This is a genomic window from Enterobacter cloacae complex sp. 277I4 (genome assembly GCF_050031465.1).
GTDB lineage: Bacteria > Pseudomonadota > Gammaproteobacteria > Enterobacterales > Enterobacteriaceae > Enterobacter > Enterobacter cloacae.
This window is the reverse complement of the sequence record NZ_JBLGWC010000001.1, coordinates 1547435-1568577: the sequence shown is the minus strand read 5'-3', so window position 1 is coordinate 1568577 and position 21143 is coordinate 1547435. Positions and strand designations below refer to the sequence as shown.

Annotated in this window: 22 protein-coding genes and 1 riboswitch; of the genes, 10 read left to right on the top strand and 12 right to left on the bottom strand. The window is 57.7% G+C overall.

Translation table 11 applies throughout. The annotated features are described in order from the left end of the window. The first annotated feature begins 48 nt into the window (after positions 1 to 48). Genes cecR through ACQG19_RS07520 form a run of 5 tightly spaced genes read left to right on the top strand, consistent with a single transcriptional unit; the run spans position 49 to position 5689 of the window. Complete coding sequence (gene cecR / locus ACQG19_RS07540; protein WP_013097480.1) at positions 49 to 726, top strand: transcriptional regulator CecR; 678 nt, start codon at positions 49 to 51, stop codon at positions 724 to 726. After that, entirely contained in the window at positions 723 to 1718 is a 996-nt protein-coding gene (gene hlyD, locus ACQG19_RS07535; RefSeq protein WP_013097481.1) for a secretion protein HlyD, read from the top strand. Before cecR ends, hlyD begins: the two co-directional genes overlap by 4 nt. Beyond that, positions 1711 to 3447, top strand: coding sequence for an ATP-binding cassette domain-containing protein (locus ACQG19_RS07530; protein WP_246931522.1), 1737 nt, complete (start codon positions 1711 to 1713; stop codon positions 3445 to 3447). Before hlyD ends, ACQG19_RS07530 begins: the two co-directional genes overlap by 8 nt. Continuing rightward, positions 3440 to 4573, top strand: coding sequence for an ABC transporter permease (locus ACQG19_RS07525; protein ID WP_038418946.1), 1134 nt, complete (start codon positions 3440 to 3442; stop codon positions 4571 to 4573). The genes ACQG19_RS07530 and ACQG19_RS07525 overlap by 8 nt, the downstream gene beginning before the upstream one ends. Before the next feature lie 9 nt (positions 4574 to 4582). Continuing rightward, positions 4583 to 5689 carry an ABC transporter permease gene (locus ACQG19_RS07520; RefSeq protein ID WP_014831156.1) on the top strand — a complete coding sequence of 369 codons (1107 nt, stop codon included), beginning with the start codon at positions 4583 to 4585 and terminating at the stop codon, positions 5687 to 5689. On the opposite strand, the gene ACQG19_RS07515 is transcribed toward ACQG19_RS07520, so the two are convergent. Further along, a complete protein-coding gene (locus ACQG19_RS07515; protein ID WP_014831155.1) occupies positions 5651 to 6061 on the bottom strand; it encodes a YbhQ family protein in 411 nt (136 codons plus the stop codon). The genes ACQG19_RS07520 and ACQG19_RS07515 overlap by 39 nt on opposite strands. A gap of 133 nt (positions 6062 to 6194) precedes the next feature. Between ACQG19_RS07515 and ACQG19_RS07510 the strand changes: the two genes are divergently transcribed. The 3 genes from ACQG19_RS07510 to ACQG19_RS07500 are packed head-to-tail and all read left to right on the top strand — an operon-like array spanning position 6195 to position 9153. After that, the gene (locus ACQG19_RS07510) at positions 6195 to 6956 is read left to right on the top strand and encodes an endonuclease/exonuclease/phosphatase family protein (RefSeq protein ID WP_013097486.1); all 762 of its coding nucleotides are present in this window, start codon (positions 6195 to 6197) and stop codon (positions 6954 to 6956) included. Next, positions 6953 to 8191 carry a cardiolipin synthase ClsB gene (gene clsB / locus ACQG19_RS07505; RefSeq protein ID WP_013097487.1) on the top strand — a complete coding sequence of 413 codons (1239 nt, stop codon included), beginning with the start codon at positions 6953 to 6955 and terminating at the stop codon, positions 8189 to 8191. The genes ACQG19_RS07510 and clsB overlap by 4 nt, the downstream gene beginning before the upstream one ends. Beyond that, positions 8191 to 9153, top strand: a complete 963-nt coding sequence (locus ACQG19_RS07500; RefSeq protein ID WP_013097488.1) for a lysylphosphatidylglycerol synthase domain-containing protein — start codon at positions 8191 to 8193, stop codon at positions 9151 to 9153. Before clsB ends, ACQG19_RS07500 begins: the two co-directional genes overlap by 1 nt. A gap of 83 nt (positions 9154 to 9236) precedes the next feature. Here the strand turns inward: ACQG19_RS07500 and ACQG19_RS07495 are convergent, their stop codons facing one another. The 6 genes from ACQG19_RS07495 to moaA form a co-directional block, all read right to left on the bottom strand. Further along, entirely contained in the window at positions 9237 to 9944 is a 708-nt protein-coding gene (locus ACQG19_RS07495) for a Bax inhibitor-1/YccA family protein (RefSeq protein WP_014831151.1), read from the bottom strand. Positions 9945 to 10002: 58 nt separating this feature from the next. Next, positions 10003 to 10455: a molybdopterin synthase catalytic subunit MoaE gene (gene moaE / locus ACQG19_RS07490; RefSeq protein WP_038984995.1), complete on the bottom strand. Its 453-nt coding sequence runs from the start codon at positions 10453 to 10455 to the stop codon at positions 10003 to 10005. Position 10456: 1 nt separating this feature from the next. Then, positions 10457 to 10702, bottom strand: a complete 246-nt coding sequence (gene moaD, locus ACQG19_RS07485) for a molybdopterin synthase sulfur carrier subunit (protein WP_013097491.1) — start codon at positions 10700 to 10702, stop codon at positions 10457 to 10459. Then, on the bottom strand, positions 10695 to 11180 hold the full coding sequence (gene moaC, locus ACQG19_RS07480; RefSeq protein WP_013097492.1) for a cyclic pyranopterin monophosphate synthase MoaC: 486 nt from the start codon (positions 11178 to 11180) through the stop codon (positions 10695 to 10697). Before moaC ends, moaD begins: the two co-directional genes overlap by 8 nt. Before the next feature lie 3 nt (positions 11181 to 11183). After that, on the bottom strand, positions 11184 to 11696 hold the full coding sequence (gene moaB, locus ACQG19_RS07475; RefSeq protein WP_013097493.1) for a molybdenum cofactor biosynthesis protein B: 513 nt from the start codon (positions 11694 to 11696) through the stop codon (positions 11184 to 11186). A 24-nt stretch (positions 11697 to 11720) separates the two neighbouring features. Further along, complete coding sequence (moaA, locus tag ACQG19_RS07470; protein WP_013097494.1) at positions 11721 to 12710, bottom strand: GTP 3',8-cyclase MoaA; 990 nt, start codon at positions 12708 to 12710, stop codon at positions 11721 to 11723. Continuing rightward, positions 12698 to 12832: riboswitch (molybdenum cofactor riboswitch) on the bottom strand. (Overlaps the previous gene by 13 nt.) Positions 12833 to 13058: 226 nt before the next feature. Between moaA and yvcK the strand changes: the two genes are divergently transcribed. Then, a complete protein-coding gene (gene yvcK, locus ACQG19_RS07465) occupies positions 13059 to 13967 on the top strand; it encodes a uridine diphosphate-N-acetylglucosamine-binding protein YvcK (protein ID WP_013097495.1) in 909 nt (302 codons plus the stop codon). 71 nt (positions 13968 to 14038) lie between these two features. On the opposite strand, the gene uvrB is transcribed toward yvcK, so the two are convergent. Then, positions 14039 to 16054 carry an excinuclease ABC subunit UvrB gene (uvrB, locus tag ACQG19_RS07460; protein WP_013097496.1) on the bottom strand — a complete coding sequence of 672 codons (2016 nt, stop codon included), beginning with the start codon at positions 16052 to 16054 and terminating at the stop codon, positions 14039 to 14041. Between the two features lie 751 nt (positions 16055 to 16805). On the opposite strand from uvrB, the gene ACQG19_RS07455 reads away from it, so the two are divergent. Further along, positions 16806 to 17528, top strand: a complete 723-nt coding sequence (locus tag ACQG19_RS07455) for an ABC transporter ATP-binding protein (protein ID WP_246931524.1) — start codon at positions 16806 to 16808, stop codon at positions 17526 to 17528. Here the strand turns inward: ACQG19_RS07455 and bioD are convergent. From bioD to bioB, 4 genes are read right to left on the bottom strand one after another with little or no spacing between them, the layout of a single operon-like run. After that, positions 17491 to 18192 (bottom strand): dethiobiotin synthase, encoded by a 702-nt coding sequence (gene bioD / locus ACQG19_RS07450; RefSeq protein ID WP_020685271.1) that lies wholly within the window; start codon positions 18190 to 18192, stop codon positions 17491 to 17493. The two genes, ACQG19_RS07455 and bioD, sit on opposite strands and share 38 nt — an antisense overlap. After that, complete coding sequence (bioC, locus tag ACQG19_RS07445; RefSeq protein WP_062856851.1) at positions 18185 to 18940, bottom strand: malonyl-ACP O-methyltransferase BioC; 756 nt, start codon at positions 18938 to 18940, stop codon at positions 18185 to 18187. The genes bioD and bioC overlap by 8 nt, the downstream gene beginning before the upstream one ends. Beyond that, the gene (gene bioF / locus ACQG19_RS07440; protein ID WP_246931526.1) at positions 18924 to 20081 is read right to left on the bottom strand and encodes an 8-amino-7-oxononanoate synthase; all 1158 of its coding nucleotides are present in this window, start codon (positions 20079 to 20081) and stop codon (positions 18924 to 18926) included. Before bioF ends, bioC begins: the two co-directional genes overlap by 17 nt. Continuing rightward, positions 20078 to 21118, bottom strand: coding sequence for a biotin synthase BioB (gene bioB, locus ACQG19_RS07435; protein WP_014831141.1), 1041 nt, complete (start codon positions 21116 to 21118; stop codon positions 20078 to 20080). The genes bioF and bioB overlap by 4 nt, the downstream gene beginning before the upstream one ends. Between the last annotated feature and the right edge of the window lie 25 nt (positions 21119 to 21143).

The window sequence follows — 21143 nt, the reverse complement described above, 5'->3', positions numbered from 1 at the left end:
AATCAGGCATAATCTTAATCAATCGATTGATTAATTTTTAATGCCGCTATGAATACAACCCCGACAACCTCTAAAGGCGAACAGGCCAAAAGCCAGCTTATTGCTGCCGCGCTGGCGCAGTTTGGTGAGTATGGCTTACACGCCACCACCCGGGATATCGCGGCGCAGGCCGGGCAAAACATTGCGGCTATCCCCTACTATTTTGGCTCAAAAGAGGATTTATACCTCGCCTGTGCCCAGTGGATCGCCGATTTTATTGGCACGCAGTTTCACCCGCACGTGGAGGAAGCCACCGCGCTGCTCAGCCAGCCGTCGCCCGATCGTGACGCTATCCGCCAGCTGATCCTCAACGCCTGCCACAACATGATCCGCCTGCTGACGCACGACGACACGCTGAACCTGAGTCGATTTATCTCCCGTGAACAGCTCTTCCCCACTGCCGCCTACCAGCTGGTGCATGACCAGGTGATTGCCCCGATGCACACGCACCTTACCCGGCTGATTGCGGCCTATACCGGGCAAGACGCCAACGATACCGCTACGATTTTGCATACCCACGCCCTGCTGGGTGAGATTCTGGCCTTCCGTCTGGGGCGAGAAACGATTCTGTTACGCACCGGCTGGACACAATTTGATGAGGATAAAGCCGCGCAGATTAGCCAGGTTATCACCTGTCATCTGGATCTGATCCTGCAAGGCTTAACGCAAAGGAGCCTGAAGTCATGAAAAAACCTGTCGCCATCATTCTGGTGGTTGTTGTTTTGCTTGCCGCAGGCGTCGGTGGCTGGCTGTGGTATCAAAGCCATCAGGATCGCGGCCTGACGCTGTACGGTAACGTTGATATTCGCACCGTGAACATGAGCTTCCGCGTCGGGGGGCGGCTGGCGTCGCTTAACGTGGATGAGGGCGACACCATCAAAACCGGGCAGACGCTGGGGATGCTTGATAAAGCGCCCTACGAGAACGCGTTAATGCAGGCAAAAGCCGGGGTTTCCGTCGCCCAGGCGCAATATGATCTGATGCTGGCCGGTTATCGTGACGAAGAGATTGCCCAGGCTGCTGCCGCAGTCAAACAGGCGCAGGCAGCCTATGACTATGCGCAGAATTTCTATGCCCGCCAGCAGGGGCTGTGGAAAAGCCGCACTATTTCGGCCAACGATCTGGAAAACGCCCGTTCATCACGCGATCAGGCTCAGGCAACGCTGAAATCCGCACAGGACAAACTGAGTCAGTACCACACCGGTAACCGCCCGCAGGATATCGCCCAGGCCAAAGCCAGCCTTGAACAGGCGCAGGCCCAACTGGCCCAGGCGGAACTCGATCTGCATGACACCACGCTGGTGGCACCGTCTGACGGCACGCTGATGACCCGCGCCGTGGAGCCCGGCAGCATGCTCAACGCCGGAAGCACCGTTTTAACCCTGTCGCTCACCCGTCCGGTATGGGTGCGCGCCTACATTGATGAACCAAACCTCGGCCAGATGCAGCCGGGTCGCGAACTGTTGCTCTATACCGACGGCCGTCCCGATAAACCGTATCACGGCAAAGTGGGCTTTGTTTCACCCACCGCTGAGTTCACGCCAAAAACGGTGGAAACGCCGGATCTGCGTACCGACCTGGTGTATCGCCTGCGCATCATCGTCACCGATGCGGACGATGCGCTGCGTCAGGGCATGCCAGTCACCGTAAAAGTGAACAGCGGGGAACGACATGAATGACGCGGTTATCCGGCTCGACAATCTGGTCAAACGCTTCGCGGGCATGGAAAAACCGGCCGTCGCGCCGCTGAACTGCACCATCCAGAAAGGCTATGTAACCGGGCTGGTTGGTCCGGACGGCGCAGGCAAAACCACGTTGATGCGGATGCTGGCAGGCCTGCTTAAGCCCGATGAAGGGGCGGCCAGCGTGCTCGGACTCGATCCGATTAAAGATGACGGTGCACTCCACGCCATGCTCGGCTATATGCCGCAGAAGTTTGGTCTCTATGAAGACCTGACGGTGATGGAAAACCTTAATCTGTACGCGGATCTGCGCAGCGTGACCGGTGAAACCCGTCAGCAGACTTTCGCCCGTCTGCTGTCCTTCACCTCCCTCGGTCCCTTCACCGATCGTCTGGCGGGCAAACTCTCCGGCGGGATGAAGCAAAAGCTGGGGCTGGCCTGTACGCTGGTCGGCGAGCCGAAAGTGCTGCTGCTGGATGAGCCCGGCGTGGGCGTGGACCCGATTTCACGCCGCGAGCTGTGGCAGATGGTGCACGAGCTGGCCGGTGACGGAATGCTGATCCTCTGGAGCACCTCCTATCTGGATGAAGCCGAGCAGTGTCGCGATGTGCTGCTGATGAACGAAGGCGAGCTGCTTTATCAGGGAGAACCGACGAAGCTGACCCAAAGCATGGCCGGACGCAGTTTCATGATGCACAGCCCGCAGGAGTCGAACCGCAAACTGCTGCAACGGGTGCTGAAGCTGCCCCAGGTCAGCGACGGGATGATTCAGGGCCGTTCGGTGCGCGTGATCCTGACCAAAGAGGCGACCGAAGCGGATATTCGTCACGCGCCGGGCATGCCTGACATTGAGATGGAAGAGACGGCTCCCCGCTTTGAGGACGCGTTTATCGATCTGCTGGGCGGAGCGGGTACTTCGGAATCGCCGCTCGGGGCGATCCTGCACACGGTGGAAGGTACGGCGGGTGAGACGGTGATCGAAGCCAAATCTCTGACCAAAAAATTCGGTGATTTCGCCGCCACCGATAACGTCAATTTCGCGGTGAAGCGCGGTGAAATTTTTGGCCTGCTCGGGCCAAACGGCGCGGGGAAATCCACCACCTTTAAGATGATGTGTGGCCTGCTGGTACCTACGTCCGGCAAAGCGCTGGTACTGGATATGGATTTGAAAGTCAGCTCCGGCAAGGCGCGTCAGCATCTGGGGTATATGGCGCAGAAGTTCTCGCTGTACGGCAACCTGACGGTCGAGCAGAACCTGCGCTTTTTCTCCGGCGTTTACGGCCTGCGAGGGCGCGCCCAGGACGAGAAAATCCACCGCATGAGCGAGGCGTTTGGCCTGACAGCTATCGCTTCCCACGCCACGGATGAGCTGCCCCTGGGATTCAAACAGCGGCTGGCGCTGGCCTGCTCGCTGATGCACGAGCCCGATATTCTGTTTCTGGATGAACCCACGTCAGGTGTTGATCCCCTCACCCGCCGCGAGTTCTGGCTGCACATCAACAGCATGGTGGAGAAAGGGGTAACGGTGATGGTAACCACCCACTTTATGGACGAGGCGGAGTATTGCGATCGCATCGGGCTGGTCTATCGCGGCAAGCTGATTGCCCACGGCACGCCGGATGACCTGAAAGCCCAGGCCGCAGACGACGAGGTGCCGGACCCGACCATGGAGCAGGCGTTTATCACCCTCATCCACGACTGGGATAAGGAGAATGCCGATGCGTAATAAGGCGATTTCCTGGCGCCGGGTGCGCGCGCTGTGCATCAAAGAGACGCGTCAGATCGTGCGTGACCCCAGCAGCTGGCTGATTGCGGTGGTTATCCCGCTTCTGCTGCTGTTTATCTTCGGCTATGGGATCAACCTCGACTCCAGCAAGCTGCGGGTTGGGATATTACTGGAGCAGCAGAGCGAAGAGGCGCTCGACTTCACCCACGCCATGACCGGCTCGCCCTACATTGACGCCACCATCAGCGACAACCGACAAGCGCTTATTCAGAAGATGCAGGCCGGGAAAATCCGCGGTCTGGTGGTGATCCCGGTCGATTTTGCCGCCAACATGGCGCGGGCAGATACCGCTGCGCCGATCCAGGTGATCACTGACGGCAGCGAGCCGAATACCGCCAACTTTGTCCAGGGCTACGTAGAGGGGATCTGGCAGCTCTGGCAGATGCAGCGCGCCGAAGACCGGGGCGAAACGTTCGAACCGCTGATCGACGTACAGATGCGCTACTGGTTTAACCCTGCCGCCATCAGCCAGCATTTTATTATCCCGGGTGCGGTCACCATCATTATGACGGTGATTGGCGCAATCCTGACCTCGCTGGTGATTGCCCGCGAGTGGGAGCGCGGCACCATGGAGGCGCTGCTTTCAACCGAAGTGACGCGCCTTGAGCTGCTGCTGTGTAAGCTTATCCCCTACTACTTCCTCGGCATGCTGGCGATGCTGCTCTGTATGCTGGTCTCGGTGTTTATCCTTGGGGTGCCGTACCGCGGCTCGCTGGTGCTGCTCTTTTTCATTACCAGCCTGTTCCTGCTGAGCACGTTGGGCATGGGGCTGCTCATCTCCACCGTCACCCGCAACCAGTTTAACGCCGCGCAGGTGGCGCTGAACGCCGCCTTTTTACCGTCGATTATGCTGTCCGGGTTTATCTTCCAGATAGACAGCATGCCCGCGGTGATCCGTGCCGTGACCTACATAATTCCGGCGCGCTATTTCGTCAGCACGCTGCAAAGCCTGTTCCTGGCGGGGAATATTCCGGTAGTGCTGATTATCAATACCCTGTTTTTGCTGGCGTCGGCGGCGATGTTTATTGGGCTGACGTGGATGAAAACCAAACGGCGTCTGGATTAAGGAGCGAACATGTTTCACCGTTTATGGACGTTAATACGCAAAGAGCTGCAATCGCTGCTGCGCGAGCCGCAAACCCGCGCCATTCTGGTGTTGCCGGTGCTCATCCAGGTGTTTCTGTTCCCTTTTGCCGCCACGCTTGAGGTGACCAACGCCACCATCGCGATTTACAACGAAGACAACGGTAAACATTCCGTCGAGCTGACCCAGCGCTTTGCCCGGGCGAAGGCTTTTACCCATATCCTGCTGCTGAAAAGCCCACAGGCGATCCAGCCCACCATCGATACCCAGAAAGCGCTGCTGCTGGTGCGTTTTCCGGCTGATTTTTCCCGCAATCTGGACACCTTCCAGCCCGCGCCCATGCAGTTGATCCTCGACGGGCGTAACTCCAACAGCGCGCAGATTGCCGCGAATTATCTGCAACAGGTGGTGAAGGATTATCAGCAGGAGTTGATGGAGGGGAAACCGAAGCCCAACAACAGCGAGCTGGTGGTACGTAACTGGTACAACCCAAACCTGGACTACAAATGGTTTGTGGTGCCGTCGCTGATCGCCATGATCACCACCATTGGGGTGATGATCGTCACCTCCCTGTCCGTCGCCCGCGAACGCGAGCAAGGTACGCTCGATCAACTGCTGGTCTCCCCGCTGGCGACCTGGCAAATCTTCGTCGGTAAAGCGGTTCCCGCCCTGATTGTTGCCACGTTCCAGGCCACCATCGTGCTGGGCGTGGGGATCTGGGCCTACCAGATCCCGTTCGCCGGGTCGCTGGCGCTGTTCTACTTCACGATGGTGATCTATGGACTGTCGCTGGTCGGGTTTGGCCTGCTGATTTCCGCGCTCTGCTCCACGCAGCAGCAGGCGTTTATTGGCGTATTTGTCTTTATGATGCCGGCCATCCTGCTCTCCGGGTATGTTTCGCCGGTTGAGAATATGCCGGTGTGGTTACAGGATCTGACGTGGATAAACCCGATTCGTCACTTTACGGATATCACCAAGCAAATTTATCTGAAGGATGCGAGTCTGGATATTATCTGGGGAAGTTTGTGGCCGCTACTGGTCATAGCAGCCACGACGGGGTCAGTGGCGTACGCGATGTTTAGACGCAACATTGCGTAGCTTTTTCTCTTTGGCCAGCAAAGAGACCACCGCAGGCCCTGCAAGAATGGCCAGACCGGCCAGCGCCAGCAGCAGGTTGTTTTGCAGCACGCGAGACAACAGCCACAGCACAATCATTGCGGCACCAAAGTACCAGGTGGTGGTGAGCTCTTCGAGCACATCCCCCACCTCGCGCCAGCGCGCTTCATGATGGCGCTGCAGGAACAACATCGACAGCACGGTGACGCCATAGAGGACGCATAGTCCTAAGCCAACACGCACCAGCGTGCCGCTCATCCAGCCCATCACCAGTACGGCCACGACCAGTAAATGCAACATTATCTGCCAGCAACTTAGACCCGTTGCGACACGAACACGTTGTTGCCACTTCATGGCTTCTCTCCTGAAGGATTTTTCTCTGCTTAATCAGACTACCGCACTTTACGGAAAATTCCGTAACACCGCATCTTTTTGTGACGACGACTACACTTTATTTTCATTGGGATAGTCACTCAGGAAGGAGCTTATGACCAAAAAAATGCAGCATTTCTCGCTTAAAGTGCTGACGATAAACATTCATAAAGGCTTCACAGCATTTAATCGCCGCTTCATTTTACCGGAGCTGCGCGACGCGGTTCGCACCGTCAGCGCGGACATTGTCTGCCTGCAGGAAGTGATGGGCGCGCACGAGGTCCATCCGATGCACTTCGAAAACTGGCCCGACACGCCCCACTACGAATTTCTGGCCGACACCATGTGGAGTGATTACGCTTACGGCCGCAATGCGGTCTATCCTGAAGGGCATCACGGAAATGCGGTGTTGTCGCGTTATCCCATTGAACATTACGAGAACCGGGACGTCTCCGTCGGCGAAAGCGAAAAGCGTGGGCTGCTGTATTGCCGTATCGCCCCGCCGGATCTCGATTTTCCGGTGCACGTTGGCTGTGTGCATCTCGGTCTGCGGGAAGCGCATCGCCAGGCACAGCTGCAGATGCTGGCCGAGTGGACTAACGCCCTGCCCGAAGGAGAGCCAGTGGTCATTGCCGGGGATTTCAACGACTGGCGGCAGCGGGCTAACCACCCTCTGAAAGTGGAGGCCGGGCTGGAGGAAATTTTCACCCGCGCGCACGGCAGACCTGCGCGCACGTTTCCGGTGCGCTTCCCGTTGCTGAGGCTTGACCGCATTTATGTGAAAAACGCCCATGCCAGCAGCCCGACGGCGCTGGCGTTGCTTAACTGGCGCCACCTTTCCGACCATGCCCCGCTGAGCGCGGAGATCCACTTATGAAATGTACCTGGCAGGAAGGCAACCGGATCACGCTGCTGGTCAACGGGGACGAATATTACCCCGCCGTTTTTGATGCGATAGACCGCGCGCAGCATAAAGTGATCCTCGAGACCTTTATCTGGTTTGAAGATGATGTGGGCAAACAGTTGCACAGCGTGCTGCTGCGCGCCGCCCAGCGCGGCGTCAAAATTGAAGCGCTGCTGGATGGCTATGGCTCGCCCGATCTTAGCGATGCGTTCGTGAATGAGCTCACTGCCGCAGGCGTTGTGTTCCGCTACTACGATCCCGGCCCTCGCCTGTTCGGCATGCGTACCAATCTCTTTCGCCGGATGCACCGCAAAATCGTCGTCGTTGATGAGACGGTGGCGTTTGTCGGTGGCATTAACTACTCCGCCGAGCATATGTCTGACTACGGCCCGGAGGCCAAGCAGGATTACGCCATCCGCATCGAAGGGCCTGTGGTTCAGGACATTTTGCTGTTTGAACTGGAAAACTTACCCGGCAAAGAGGCCGCCCGACGCTGGTGGAAGCGCCGCCATCGTCCGGAAGAGAACCGGAAGCCCGGCGAAGCGCAGGCGCTGTTCGTCTGGCGGGATAATGGCGAGCACCGGGACGATATTGAACGCCACTACCTGAAAATGCTGGCGAATGCCAAACGCGAAGTGATCATCGCCAACGCCTACTTCTTCCCGGGCTACCGGCTGCTGCACGCCATGCGCAGTGCTGCCCGACGCGGCGTCCGCGTGAAGCTGATTGTGCAGGGCGAGCCGGATATGCCCATCGTCAAAGTCGGCGCGCGGCTGCTCTATAACTACCTGCTCAAAGGCGGAGTGCAAATCTACGAATACCGTCGCCGACCGCTGCACGGCAAAGTCGCGCTGATGGACGATCACTGGGCGACCGTCGGCTCCAGTAACCTCGATCCGCTGAGCCTGTCGCTCAACCTGGAAGCGAACCTGATCATTCACGATCGTCAGTTTAACCAGACCCTGCGGGATAACCTGCAGGGTCTGATCGTCAACGACTGCGTGCGCGTGGACGAGTCCATGGTGCCAAAACGCACCTGGTGGAATCTGGGGATCAGCGTAGTGGTGTTCCACTTCCTGCGCCATTTCCCGGCGATGGTGGGCTGGCTGCCGGCGCATACCCCAAAACTTGCGCTGGTGGATCCGCCTGTTCAACCCGAGATGGAAACCCAGGACCGCATTGAGGCGGAAGATGGAGGGAAAACCTGATGTCTAAATCGCATCCACGCTGGCGAATGGCGAAAAAGATCCTGACCTGGCTGTTTTTTATTGCCGTTGCGGTGCTGCTGGTGGTTTACGCGCAAAAGGTGGATTGGGAAGAGGTGTGGAAAGTCATCCGCAACTACAACCGGATGGTGCTGCTGGGAGCGGTTGGGCTGGTGATTGTGAGCTATCTGATGTACGGCTGCTATGACCTGCTGGGCCGCGCCTACTGCGGCCACAAGCTGGCAAAACGCCAGGTCATGCTGGTGTCGTTTATCTGCTACGCCTTTAACCTGACGCTCAGCACCTGGGTCGGGGGGATTGGCATGCGCTATCGCCTGTACTCGCGCCTGGGACTGCCCGGTGGGACCATCACGCGTATATTTTCGCTGAGCATTACCACCAACTGGCTGGGTTATATTCTGCTGGGTGGGGTGATCTTTACCATCGGCGTGGTGCAGTTGCCCGCACACTGGTATATCGATGAAGCCACGCTGCGGATTTTAGGTTTCGCGCTCCTGCTCATTATCGCCCTGTATCTCTGGGCCTGCGCCTTTGCCAGACGCCGCCATATGACCATCAAAGGGCAAAAGCTGGTTTTACCTTCATGGAAATTTGCCGTGCTGCAGATGGCGGTCTCCAGCGCCAACTGGATGGCGATGGGGGCAATTATCTGGCTGCTCATTGGCGAAGATGTGAATTATTTCTTCGTGCTGGGGGTGCTGCTGGTGAGCAGTATTGCCGGGGTGATCGTACATATTCCGGCCGGGATTGGGGTGCTGGAAGCGGTATTTATCGCCCTGCTTGCCGGAGAACATGTTTCTCATGGGACGATTATCGCCGCCCTGCTCGCCTACCGCATGCTCTATTACTTCCTGCCGCTGGCACTGGCCACGGTCTGTTATCTGGTGCTTGAGAGCCGGGCGAAGAAGCTAAGAGCGAAGAACGAGAAGGCGATGGCAAAATAGGCGCAGCGGTCTGATGCCCTCACCCCGGCCCTCTCCCACAGGGAGAGGGAGAAAAACCGCACCGTTAGGGTGAGGGGCAGTATTTAACGACGGTTGCCGAAAATACGCAGCAGCATCAGGAACAGGTTGATGAAGTCCAGATACAGCGTCAGGGCACCCAGAATTGAGTATTTACGCAGGTTGGAACTGTCACGCACGTCAATCTGCTCACCGATGTTTTTCAGCTTCTGGGTGTCGTAGGCGGTTAAGCCAACGAAGATCACCACCCCGATATAGGTCACCGCCCACATCAGCGCGTCGCTCTTCAGCCACAGGTTCACCAGCGACGCCAGCACAATCCCGATCAGCCCCATGAACAGCATGTTGCCAAGACCGCTGAGGTCACGTTTGGTGGTGTAACCGTACAGGCTCATCACACCAAACATCCCGCCGGTGACCACAAAGGTGCTGGCGATGGAGGAGTAGGTATAGACGATGAAAATGCTGGAAAGCGTCAGCCCCGTCAGTGCCGAATAGAGCATAAACAGGGTGGTCGCCATCCCGGCACTCAGCTTCTGTACCAGACCGGAGAGCACAAACACCAGTGCCAGTTGCGCAATGATCAGCCCAAAGAAGGTGATTTTGCTGGAAAAGATAAACATCATCAGTTCAGGGGTATTGGCCGCATACCACGCGATAAATGCGGTAAGCAGTAAGCCCACCGTCATCCAGCCATAAACCTGAGCCATATACGTCTGCAGGCCACTACGGGTCTGCTGTACTATCGAATCGGAACGCGGAAATCGGTCCATGATTCACTCCTGATTAAGTAGACACACACGTTAAGACTAACACATCCACATAAACCTGTTACCAACGGCTGGCGGCCTGTTTGTCGCTGTCGCGCGATTCAACCCACCGCTCCCCCTCCGGCGTCGCTTCACGTTTCCAGAACGGGGCTTTGGTTTTCAGGTAATCCATGATGAACTCCCCGGCAGCAAACGCGCTGCCGCGATGGGCGCTGGTCACCCCCACGAAAACGATCTCCTCGCCCGGCCACATCTCACCGATGCGGTGGATAACCGTCACACGCCCGAGCGGCCAGCGGCCTCGCGCCTCTTCGACGATCGCAGCCAGAGATTTCTCGGTCATGCCCGGATAGTGTTCCAGCGTCAGCGCTTTTACGCTGTCGCCAAGGTTGTGGTTACGCACTTTACCGGTGAAGGTCACAACAGCACCGTCTTCATCGCGCTCTGCCAGCCAGTGATATTCCGTACCGACGTTAAAGCGCTCAGGGCTAACCAGAATTCGCGTATCAACCATCTTAACCCCCCGTCACCGGTGGGAAGAAGGCCACTTCATCACCTGCCGCCAGCGGATGGGTAAACTCCACCAGCGTCTGGTTGACGGCGGCCAGCAGCTTCCCTTCATCCAGCGCCAGCGCCCAACGGTCGCTTTGCGCCGCCAGATGCGCACGCAGTGCGGCAACGTCTTTAAACGTCGCCTCCAGCGTCAGGCTGTCGGTATTCACCAGTTCACGCACCTGGGCAAAAAAGAGCACCTTAATCATGGCTGTCCACCTTAAAATCACCGGATTTGCCGCCGCTTTTCGCCAGCAGACGAACCGGGCCAATCACCATATCTTTCTGCACCGCTTTGCACATATCGTAGATAGTCAGCGCGGCAACGGACGCCGCCGTCAGCGCTTCCATCTCCACGCCCGTTTTACCGGTTAAACGACACAGCGATTCGATGCGCACGCGGTTGTGCTCTGGCTGGGCCTGAAGATTGACCTCCACCTTGCTGAGCATCAGCGGGTGGCAGAGCGGAATTAAGTCCCAGGTGCGTTTCGCCGCTTGGATCCCGGCGATGCGGGCAGTGGCAAAGACATCACCCTTATGGTGGCTGCCGTCGATAATCATCGCCAGGGTGTCTGGCAGCATGGTAACGAACGCTTCGGCACGCGCCTCGCGGACCGTTTCGGCCTTGGCAGAAACGTCCACCATATGCGCTTCGCCAGCGGCGTTAATGTGGGTCAGTTGCGACATAGCTTATTTCTTTAAATGGGGATGAAAATTACACGGACGGGTACGGGCATCCAGCTGCGGGGCGATAATGTTGTCCCACGCGGTGCGGCAGGCTTTGGTCGAGCCCGGCATGGCGAATATCAGTGTGTTGTTCGCCATGCCCGCCACCGCACGTGACTGCAGCGTCGAGGTACCAATCTCTTCAAACGACAGCATGCGAAACACTTCGCCGAAGCCTTCTACCTCGCGGTCGAACAGCGGGATAAGCGCCTCTGGCGCCTGGTCGCCTGCGGTAAAACCGGTGCCGCCGGTGATCAACACCACCTGCACTTCATCGCTGGCAATCCACTGGGAGACCTGCGCGCGTATGGCATAGCGGTTCTCTTTGACGATCGCTTTATCAACGATCTTATGCCCGGCGTCATGGGCGGCTTCGCGCAGCCAGTGGCCGGAGGTGTCATCCTCTTCGCCACGACGGTCGGAAACGGTAAGGATGGCAATACGTGTCGGGATAAATTCCGCGCTGACCTGACTCATCTTCTGGTTCCTTCTTAAGCCTGATTACCCGCCAATGTATGACAGGTTCTGAGTAATGCCGGTGTTGCCCTGATGCAGGAAGTGGGTCTGTTTTTTATGCGTCAGCGCCTCAGAAATACGCGCTTCCAGCGCGGTCTGTTGCGCATCGTCTTCCAGCAGATCGCGAAGGTTAACGCCGCCATCCCCGAACAGACAGAGATGCAGTTTGCCCACCGAGGAGACGCGCAGGCGGTTACAGCTGGCGCAGAAATCTTTCTCGTAAGGCATGATAAGTCCAATCTCCCCTTCGTAATCCGGGTGACAAAAGACCTGCGCCGGGCCGTCGCTGCGCTGGCGGATCTGGTGGATCCAGCCGCGTTTAAGCAGCTCATCGCGCAACACCATGCCGGAGATATGGTGGCGGCGGAACAGCTCGCTGCCCTCGCCCGTCTCCATGAGTTCAATAAACCGCAGTTGAATGGGGCGGGATTTGATCCACGCCAGGAAGGTGTCCAGCTGATGATGGTTTACATCACGCATCAGTACGGTGTTGACTTTGACCTTATCGAACCCGGCGGTAAACGCGGCATCAATACCGTCCATCACCTGCTGGAATTTATCCTGCCCGGTAATGGCATGAAACTGACGGGCATCCAGGCTGTCCACGCTGACGTTAATGGCCGTTAAGCCCGCATCACGCCAGGTTGCGACATCGCGCGCCATGCGGTAGCCATTGGTGGTCACCGCAATCTGACGGATGCGTTCGTTTTCACGCACGGCGGCAATAATGTCGGGGAAGTCACGGCGCAGCGAAGGTTCTCCGCCGGTCAGACGCACTTTTTCCGTGCCGAGTGCCGAGAACGCGCGCGTAACGCGGCGAACTTCATCCACGGAGAGAAAGCCGTTATTGGTGACGCTGCCCGGTTTGTAGCCGTCGGGCAGACAGTAGGTGCAACGGAAGTTGCACACATCGGTAATCGACAGACGTAAGTAGTAAAACTTACGCGCGAAAGCATCAGTAAGTTGTGAAGCCATGTACACCTTTCCAGATACGGGAGGCACAGTCATTTCTTTCTGTACCCTGGTGGCATAGTTGCCACGGCCAGGGCGCCATATCTTTCGACACAGGCACCAGGGCTAGAGTGTATGTTTTCAAATTTGAAAACGTGGTTATGGCGATAGTAGCGCGTAAATCACCCTTTCGCCATTATCGCTTAACGCTATATAAACATGTATATAGCGACCTGATCGTGCATTTTCGTTACAGAATACGCCAAAACAGCAGATTCGCATTGATATACGTCATTTTGCCCTGGCTGAGGCATCGTCTTTTAGGGGTAGTTAGGTTACTGTTACGCAGATCGAACGTGATAAGGAATATGTATGCGCAATCGCACTTTTGCGGATCTTGACCGGGTGGTGGCACTGGGTGGAGGCCATGGTCTGGGCCGGGTGATGTCCTCTTTGTCATCCCTTGGCTCAAGACTGACAGGGATAGTAACAACAACGGATAACGGCGGATCGACGGGGCGGATCCGACGCGCAGAAGGCGGCATTGCCTGGGGCGATATGCGTAACTGCCTGAACCAGTTAATTACCGAACCGAGCGTCGCCTCGGCGATGTTTGAGTACCGTTTTGGCGGTAACGGGGAACTTTCCGGGCATAACCTTGGAAATTTGATGCTTAAAGCGCTGGATCACCTGAGCGTGCGCCCGCTGGAAGCGATCAATCTCATCCGCAATCTGCTCAAAGTGGATGCGTTCCTGATCCCGATGTCTGAACAACCGGTCGATTTGATGGCCATCGACGTGGAAGGCCATGAAGTGTACGGCGAAGTGAATATTGATCAGCTTACGCTGCCGCCGAAAGAGCTGATGACTTACCCGGCCGTTCCCGCCACGCGCGAAGCGGTTGAGGCTATCGCCGAGGCGGATTTGATCCTGATTGGCCCGGGCAGTTTTTACACCAGCCTGATGCCGATTTTACTGGTGAAAGAGCTGGCGCAGGCCCTGCGCAGAACGCCCGCCCCGATGGTGTACATCGGTAATTTAGGTCGCGAATTGAGTCCAGCAGCGGCCAGCCTGTCGCTGGCGGATAAACTGGAGCTGATGGAGCAGTACGTCGGTAAAAAAATCATCGACGGTGTTGTGGTCGGGCCGAAAGTGGATGTAACGGGCATTGGCGATCGCGTGGTGGTGCAGGAGCCGCTGGAGGCCAGCGATATCAAATACCGTCATGACCGTCACTTGTTGCGTGACGCGCTGGAGAAGGCGATTCAGGAGTTGGGTTAGGCTCGTTTTGTGCGGCCTGATGCCCTCATCCTGGCCCTCTCCCACAGGGAGAGGGCGAAAACACGCTGCTTTTAAGATGCGGCGATGAAAAGATCCCGCAGCTGATGCAGCTGGTCGCGAATTTGCGCTGCCTCTTCGAACTCCAGGTTCTGGGCATGCTGCATCATCTGCGCTTCCAGCTCGTGGATTTTCTGCTGCAGCGCTTTCGGCGTCAGCGCGACGGTATCTTCTTCCACCACGGAACGCGCCTTGCCGCGTCCTTTCGCTTTGGTCTTCGCAATGTTCTGACCCAGGGCCAGAATATCCACCACCTTCTTGTTCAGACCCTGCGGCGTAATGCCATGCTCTTCGTTGTAGCGCTGCTGTTTCTCGCGACGGCGTTCCGTTTCGCCAATCGCTTTCGCCATCGACGGGGTGATTTTATCGCCGTAGAGAATCGCTTTACCGTTGACGTTACGCGCGGCGCGGCCAATGGTCTGGATCAGCGAGCGCTCAGAACGCAGGAAGCCCTCTTTGTCAGCATCGAGGATTGCCACCAGCGAGACTTCCGGCATATCCAGACCCTCTCGCAACAGGTTGATCCCCACCAGCACGTCAAACTCGCCCAGACGCAGGTCGCGGATAATTTCCATACGCTCCACGGTATCGATATCCGAGTGCAGATAACGCACCTTCTCGCCGTGTTCTTCCAGATATTCGGTCAGGTCTTCCGCCATACGTTTGGTCAATGTGGTGACCAGCACGCGCTCGTTGATTGCCGAACGGGCGCGGATCTCGGAGAGCAGATCGTCCACCTGAGTCGCAACCGGACGGACTTCGATCACCGGATCCAGCAGCCCTGTCGGACGAACCACCTGGTCAACCACCTCATCGCCCGATTTCTCCAGCTCGTAGTTGCCCGGCGTCGCCGAAACGTAAATGGTTTGCGGTGCCAGCGCTTCAAACTCTTCAAACTTCATCGGACGGTTGTCCAGCGCCGACGGCAGACGGAAGCCGTACTCAACCAGCGTCTCTTTACGCGCGCGGTCACCGCGATACATCCCGCCGATCTGCGGGATCGTGACGTGGGATTCGTCGATCACCAGTAACCCGTCCGCCGGAAGGTAGTCAAACAACGTCGGCGGCGGCTCGCCCGGCCCACGGCCAGAGAGGAAACGGGAGTAGTTTTCGATGCCGGAGCAGTAGCCCAGCTCGTTCATCATCTCCAGATCGAACTGGGTACGCTGGCTCAGGCGTTGCTCTTCCAGCAGCTTATTGTTCGCCAGCAGCACCTTACGGCGTTCCGCCAGCTCCTCTTTGATCTCTTCCATCGCCTGCACAATACGCTCGCGTGGCGTTACGTAGTGCGTTTTCGGGTAGATGGTGTAACGCTGAATAACGGACTCGACGTGGCCGGTGAGCGGGTCGAACAGCGACAGGCGTTCCACCTCTTCGTCAAACAGCTCAACGCGCAGGGCAATGTCGTCCGATTCCGCCGGGAAGATGTCGATAACCTCGCCGCGCACGCGGAACGTACCGCGCTGGAACGCCTGGTCGTTACGGGTGTACTGCAGCTCCGCCAGTCGGCGCAAAATCGCACGCTGATCGATGATCATCCCCTGCGTCAGGTGCAGCATCATCTTGAGGTAGAGATCCGGGTCGCCCAGACCGTAGATGGCAGACACCGACGCGACCACCACCACATCACGACGTTCCAGCAGCGCCTTCGTCGCCGAGAGACGCATCTGCTCAATGTGTTCGTTCACCGAGGCATCTTTCTCGATGAAGGTGTCAGAGCTCGGCACATAGGCTTCTGGCTGGTAGTAATCGTAATACGAGACGAAATACTCGACGGCATTCTCCGGGAAGAACTCTTTCATCTCGCCATACAGCTGCGCCGCCAGCGTTTTGTTGGGCGCCAGCACCATGGTGGGGCGTTGCAGATCCGCAATGACGTTGGCGATGGTGAAGGTTTTACCCGAACCGGTCACCCCCAGCAGCGTCTGGTGTGCCAGCCCATCTTCCAGCCCCTCTTCAAGACGACGGATCGCCTCAGGCTGGTCGCCAGAAGGACGGAAAGCAGAATTCAGTTTGAACGGTTTACTCATGGGCGACAACCTGGTGATGTAAAAAGCGGCAGGTGAGTAATTTTACTCGTTGTGGCCAGGAATGCCAGTAAAAAACACTGGATGTAAAACCAGTAGCGTGTCACGATATTTAGCATAGCACCCGAAGGATTAGCGTATTCCCGGTCAAAATTTCGACTGAGACGACATAAAACACCAGCCCTACCCGGTTATCCCCAGAACATTTTCATTTTTAACATTTGTCAAGCCAGGTAATGGTAGTTTTATGGTAACCGGTGACACTTTTATGACGGCAATTGATTTTATCTAACCAGTTAAATCTTAAAGGATATTTTCCAGAGCCGCGTTTCGCGTCAATTTGGGCGTAACCCGCGTATTCTCTCGCTTATCGCGTGTTTTCTAACTCTAATGCACATGGTTATCCACAGGAATAGTGGATAACTGCGTCCAGCCCATACAGACTGCCGCTCAGCAAATTCCCGGTTTTTCCCACGAGGCGGTGACAAAAAATTTTTATCGCTAATTTTTGCCAATCAACCGTTGCGTTATTCATAACCAATCAATGAGATCTTGCTCACAATTCAGCCATTTCAGTCCCTGCACCACCGTTAACAGTTCTGGCACTGAGACAGTGCAATCAGCTTATCGATCGGTCGTTTTGCGACGGCATTATCCTAAAAAAGCCTCTTTTTTAATCAGTTCAACGGTTCTGGCAGGAGATTTGCAGATTCATTAACGAGCCTCACCCACATACATTTTTAAGGAGAGAAAGATGTTGAGTCTGCGTGCAGTCAATCAGTTTTACGGAAACCAACATACGCTATGGAATGTCGATTTGGATTTACCGCAGGGCTTATGCACAGGGGTGATTGGCCTGCCCGGCATGGGAAAAACCACCCTCATCAACTGCATCACCGGCGCGTTACCGGTGCAGAGCGGAACCATCGTCTGGCACGAAGCCGGTGCCCCGCCCTGTGATTTACTGCGTCAGGCACCGGATCAACGCGCGCTGCCGGGGATTGGCTACGTGCCACAGGACCGACGGATTTTTTCGCAACTGACCATTGAGGAAAACTTGCACATCGCCATGCGGGCGACAGGGGCAACGGACACGCGTGCAAAAATCGATGTCTATGACCTGTTCCCGCAGCTATGGGCGCTGCGACAGATTCGGGCGAACGGGCTCTCCCCGGACGATCAGTATCAGCTGGCGCTGGCTAACGCGCTGGTCAACCGACCGCGGGTATTGATTCTGGATGAGCCGCTGCAGGGCGCAGGGTACAGCTTTGCTCAGAAGCTGGGCCATCTTCTTGCTCGGCTTAATCGTGAGCTGGGGATGACGGTGTTATTAGCCGAGCAGCAGCTGTCGTTTATCCGCCGGGTAGTGGATCGTTTCTGTATGCTTTATCGCGGGCGTAACGTGGCCCAGGGCCACGTTACCGAGCTGGATGACGAACTTATTGCCCACTGGATGTCGCGGGAAGCAAGGCACTGAGGTCGAGGTAATGTCCGGTGTCGGCGTGCTCAGCACCGTCCGCAAGCCATGGGATCTCCCCAAGGAACGGCGCGGGAAGCACTCGCCTGAGCGTGGCCAGATACTCCTGATGACGCTTACCGGGTGCGACCACGTCGTTGGCTATCCAGCCCGCCAGACGCAGCCCGGCCTGCTGAACGGCCTGTGCCGTTAACATGGCGTGGTTGATACAGCCGAGCTTCACCCCGACCACGAGGATCACCGGAAGCTGCTCGCGCTGGACCCAGTCCGCAAACGTCAGTTCGTCCGACAGCGGCGTAAACCACCCCCCTGCGCCTTCCACCAGCACCCAGTCAGCCTGGCGTTCCAGTGCGCGCAGGCCGTCCGAGAGCACGGAAAACGCGATGGGGCGGCCTTCGTCGGCGCTGATAATGTGCGGCGACGTCGGCTCGGCAAAGGTATAGGGATTCACCGCCGCATAGTCCAGCGGCAGCGTGCTGTTACGCTGCAGCGCCAGCGCGTCGGTATTGCGTAACCCCTGTGCCGTCATCTCACTTCCGGAGGCGACGGGCTTGTACCCGGCGGTGGTTTTGCCCTGCAGACGAGCCGCCTGCAACAGCGCGGAACTGGCCACCGTTTTACCCACTTCGGTATCCGTTCCGGTGACAAAATAACGTTCAGTCACGTTCGATAATCCCATGAAAGAGTTGATAAGAGAGCGGGAAAGTGCCCCGCCGCTGCGGCCAGGCCAGCTCCAGGCGCTGCAATTGCCCGCGCGTGAGCGGTTTTCTCTCGCGCCCGGCATGCAGATGCGTAGCGCCAATGCCCTTCAGCGAGCGCATGGCGCTGAACGCATCGCTAAAGTTCAGCGTGATGGTCTGCACCTGGCTGCGAAAGCGCCAGCCCGTCAGCGCGTCCGTCACCTGGTCATACGCTAAAAAGCGGTTGGCGTGCGGCTGTTCGTCTACCGCTTTCCATGCCTGATTCAGCTCGGGCAGCGAGCTTTCCAGCAGGGTGGTAAAGGCCACCTTTCCGCCCGGACGCGCCACGCGATACAGCTCGTTTAACGCCTGCGAAAGGCTACTGCACCACTGTACCGCCAGGTGACTCCACACCAGATCGAACTGCGCATCCGGCAGCGGAAGCGACTCAATATCGCCAGTCAGATAGCGGTCAGCCGCCTGTTGCTGTCGCGCCTCGTCCAGCATCTGCTCAGAGAGATCGAGTGCGGTGACGTGGCTTCCGGCGTCGCGCCAGTAGCGGCTGTTACCGCCGGGGCCGCATCCGGCATCCAGTACGTACCGGAAACGACGCGCACCGAGTAGCTCAAGCAGCCCCTGAGCGCTCTGACGCTGAAGCTCATCATGCTGCGAATAACTGCGTGCAGCCCGGCCAAACGCCGCCGCAATGGCCTGTTTATTGACTGGCGACATGGAGAGCCTCCAGCAGCGCATCGATATCTTCCGCTTTGTGCGCCGCCGTCAGCGTCAAACGCAGACGCGCCGTACCCGGCGGCACGGTGGGCGGACGGATGGCCGTGACCCACATTCCCCGTTCGCGCAGCGTCTGTGCCAGCGCGAGCGCACGGTTGTTTTCCCCCACGATAACGGGCTGGATGGCGCTCTGCGAATCGGTGCTTTGGAAAGGAAGCCGATCCAGACCCTGACGGAAACACTGAATATGTTCTGCCAGACGCGCGCGCCGTTCAGCCCCCTCTTCACCGCGGATCACCTCCAGCGAGGCAGAGAGCGCCACCGCCTGCGCAGGCGGCATACTGGTGCTGTAAATCAGATGTCGGGCGAACTGCAGCAGATAATCGGCGACGGACTCGCTGCACAGCACGGCGGCCCCGCTCACGCCAACGCCTTTGCCAAAGGTGACGATCAGCAGTTCCGGCTTCACGCCCTGCTGACTGACGCTACCGCGACCGTCCTCACCCATCACGCCAATACCGTGGGCATCATCCACCAGCAGCCAGGCGTTTTGCTGTTTCGCAACGTCAGACAGCGCACGAAGCGGCGCGCTGTCGCCATCCATGCTAAACACCCCTTCCGTCACCACCAGCTGTTGTCCGGCACAGGGTTTATCCAGCAGCGTGGCGAGCGAAAGCGCATCGTTGTGGGCAAAGCGCCGCAGCTGTGCCGGGCTGAGACTCGCCGCCTCCAGCAAAGAGGCGTGGCTTAAGCGGTCCGCGGCGATACGATCGTCCTTGCCCATCAGCGCGGCAATCACCGCCTGATTGGCGGCAAAGCCGGAGATGAACAGCAGCGCGCGCGGATAGCCCAGCCAGTCGGCAAGCGTCTCTTCCAGCGCCTGATGCGCTGTCGAATAGCCGCTGACGTGCCCCGAACCACCGCTGCCCACGCCGTAGTGTTCCGCCCCCTGCTGCCAGGCGCGAACAATCGTCGGATGCTGGCTCAGGCCGAGATAATCATTGCTGGAAAAATTACAGTACTGCCGCCGGGCGTGGGTCAGAAAACGGCCTGCACCGTTTTCCACTACCCTGCGAACGCGAAAAGCATCCCGCGCCCGGCGCTCTTCCAGCGCGGATTGAATACGAGCCTGCCAGGTCATACGGATGCCGCGTTGTAGAACTGTTCGGTATCGGCGTTGAAAATCTGCTGCTCCAGCTGCTGCTGTTGCTCGTTATCTCCCGCCAGCACCTCGGTCTGATGCGGGTTCAGCCCCAGCTTGCGGAACAGCTGGACGTCTTTGTCCTCTTCCGGGTTCGGCGTGGTCAGCAGCTTGCAGCCGTAGAAGATGGAGTTAGCGCCAGCCATAAAGCACATCGCCTGCGTCTGCTCGTTCATCTGTTCGCGACCGGCAGAAAGGCGGACGTATGAGGTTGGCATCATGATGCGCGCGACCGCGATGGTGCGGATAAAATCAAACGCATCGACATCCTCGTTATCCGCCAGCGGCGTGCCTTTGACCTTCACCAACATGTTGATTGGCACGCTTTCCGGCGGGGTCGGCAGGTTCGCCAGTTGCAGCAGCAGTCCGGCGCGATCTTTCACCGTCTCGCCCAGCCCCACAATCCCGCCCGAGCACACTTTGATGCCCGCTTCGCGCACTTTGTCCAGCGTATCCAGACGCTCCTGATAGGTACGGGTGGTGATGATGTTGCCGTAAAACTCTGGCGAGGTGTCAAGGTTGTGGTTGTAATAATCCAGCCCTGCAGCAGACAGGCGCTGCGCCTGCTCTTCGTTCAGCGTGCCGAGGGTCATACAGGCTTCCAGCCCCATCTCTTTGACCCCTTTTACCATCTGCTCCAGGTACGGCATGTCGCGATCGTGCGGGTTTTTCCATGCCGCCCCCATGCAGAAACGGGTAGAGCCCGCGTTTTTCGCCTTACGCGCGGAGTCGAGCACCTGCTCCACTTCCATCAGACGTTCGGATTCCAGCCCGGTTTTATAGCGCGCGCTCTGCGGGCAATATTTGCAATCTTCCGGGCAGGCACCGGTCTTGATCGACAGCAGCGTACTGACCTGAACATGGCGCGGATCGAAGTGCTGACGATGCACCTGTTGGGCTTCGAACATCAGCTCCAGGAAAGGTTTATTGAATAATTCAGTGACTTGCGACATCGTCCAGCGTGCGTGGTGAGCCATGGGGCTTCTCCAAAGGGTTTTGTTA

What these genes read in the sequence shown, in the direction of transcription:
- cecR (WP_013097480.1), top strand. Translation starts at nt 49, where the DNA reads ATGAATACAACCCCGACAACCTCTAAAGGCGAACAGGCCAAAAGCCAG.
- hlyD (WP_013097481.1), top strand. Translation starts at nt 723, where the DNA reads ATGAAAAAACCTGTCGCCATCATTCTGGTGGTTGTTGTTTTGCTTGCC.
- ACQG19_RS07530 (WP_246931522.1), top strand. Translation starts at nt 1,711, where the DNA reads ATGAATGACGCGGTTATCCGGCTCGACAATCTGGTCAAACGCTTCGCG.
- ACQG19_RS07525 (WP_038418946.1), top strand. Translation starts at nt 3,440, where the DNA reads ATGCGTAATAAGGCGATTTCCTGGCGCCGGGTGCGCGCGCTGTGCATC.
- ACQG19_RS07520 (WP_014831156.1), top strand. Translation starts at nt 4,583, where the DNA reads ATGTTTCACCGTTTATGGACGTTAATACGCAAAGAGCTGCAATCGCTG.
- ACQG19_RS07515 (WP_014831155.1), bottom strand. Translation starts at nt 6,061, where the DNA reads ATGAAGTGGCAACAACGTGTTCGTGTCGCAACGGGTCTAAGTTGCTGG.
- ACQG19_RS07510 (WP_013097486.1), top strand. Translation starts at nt 6,195, where the DNA reads ATGACCAAAAAAATGCAGCATTTCTCGCTTAAAGTGCTGACGATAAAC.
- clsB (WP_013097487.1), top strand. Translation starts at nt 6,953, where the DNA reads ATGAAATGTACCTGGCAGGAAGGCAACCGGATCACGCTGCTGGTCAAC.
- ACQG19_RS07500 (WP_013097488.1), top strand. Translation starts at nt 8,191, where the DNA reads ATGTCTAAATCGCATCCACGCTGGCGAATGGCGAAAAAGATCCTGACC.
- ACQG19_RS07495 (WP_014831151.1), bottom strand. Translation starts at nt 9,944, where the DNA reads ATGGACCGATTTCCGCGTTCCGATTCGATAGTACAGCAGACCCGTAGT.
- moaE (WP_038984995.1), bottom strand. Translation starts at nt 10,455, where the DNA reads ATGGTTGATACGCGAATTCTGGTTAGCCCTGAGCGCTTTAACGTCGGT.
- moaD (WP_013097491.1), bottom strand. Translation starts at nt 10,702, where the DNA reads ATGATTAAGGTGCTCTTTTTTGCCCAGGTGCGTGAACTGGTGAATACC.
- moaC (WP_013097492.1), bottom strand. Translation starts at nt 11,180, where the DNA reads ATGTCGCAACTGACCCACATTAACGCCGCTGGCGAAGCGCATATGGTG.
- moaB (WP_013097493.1), bottom strand. Translation starts at nt 11,696, where the DNA reads ATGAGTCAGGTCAGCGCGGAATTTATCCCGACACGTATTGCCATCCTT.
- moaA (WP_013097494.1), bottom strand. Translation starts at nt 12,710, where the DNA reads ATGGCTTCACAACTTACTGATGCTTTCGCGCGTAAGTTTTACTACTTA.
- yvcK (WP_013097495.1), top strand. Translation starts at nt 13,059, where the DNA reads ATGCGCAATCGCACTTTTGCGGATCTTGACCGGGTGGTGGCACTGGGT.
- uvrB (WP_013097496.1), bottom strand. Translation starts at nt 16,054, where the DNA reads ATGAGTAAACCGTTCAAACTGAATTCTGCTTTCCGTCCTTCTGGCGAC.
- ACQG19_RS07455 (WP_246931524.1), top strand. Translation starts at nt 16,806, where the DNA reads ATGTTGAGTCTGCGTGCAGTCAATCAGTTTTACGGAAACCAACATACG.
- bioC (WP_062856851.1), bottom strand. Translation starts at nt 18,940, where the DNA reads ATGTCGCCAGTCAATAAACAGGCCATTGCGGCGGCGTTTGGCCGGGCT.
- bioF (WP_246931526.1), bottom strand. Translation starts at nt 20,081, where the DNA reads ATGACCTGGCAGGCTCGTATTCAATCCGCGCTGGAAGAGCGCCGGGCG.
- bioB (WP_014831141.1), bottom strand. Translation starts at nt 21,118, where the DNA reads ATGGCTCACCACGCACGCTGGACGATGTCGCAAGTCACTGAATTATTC.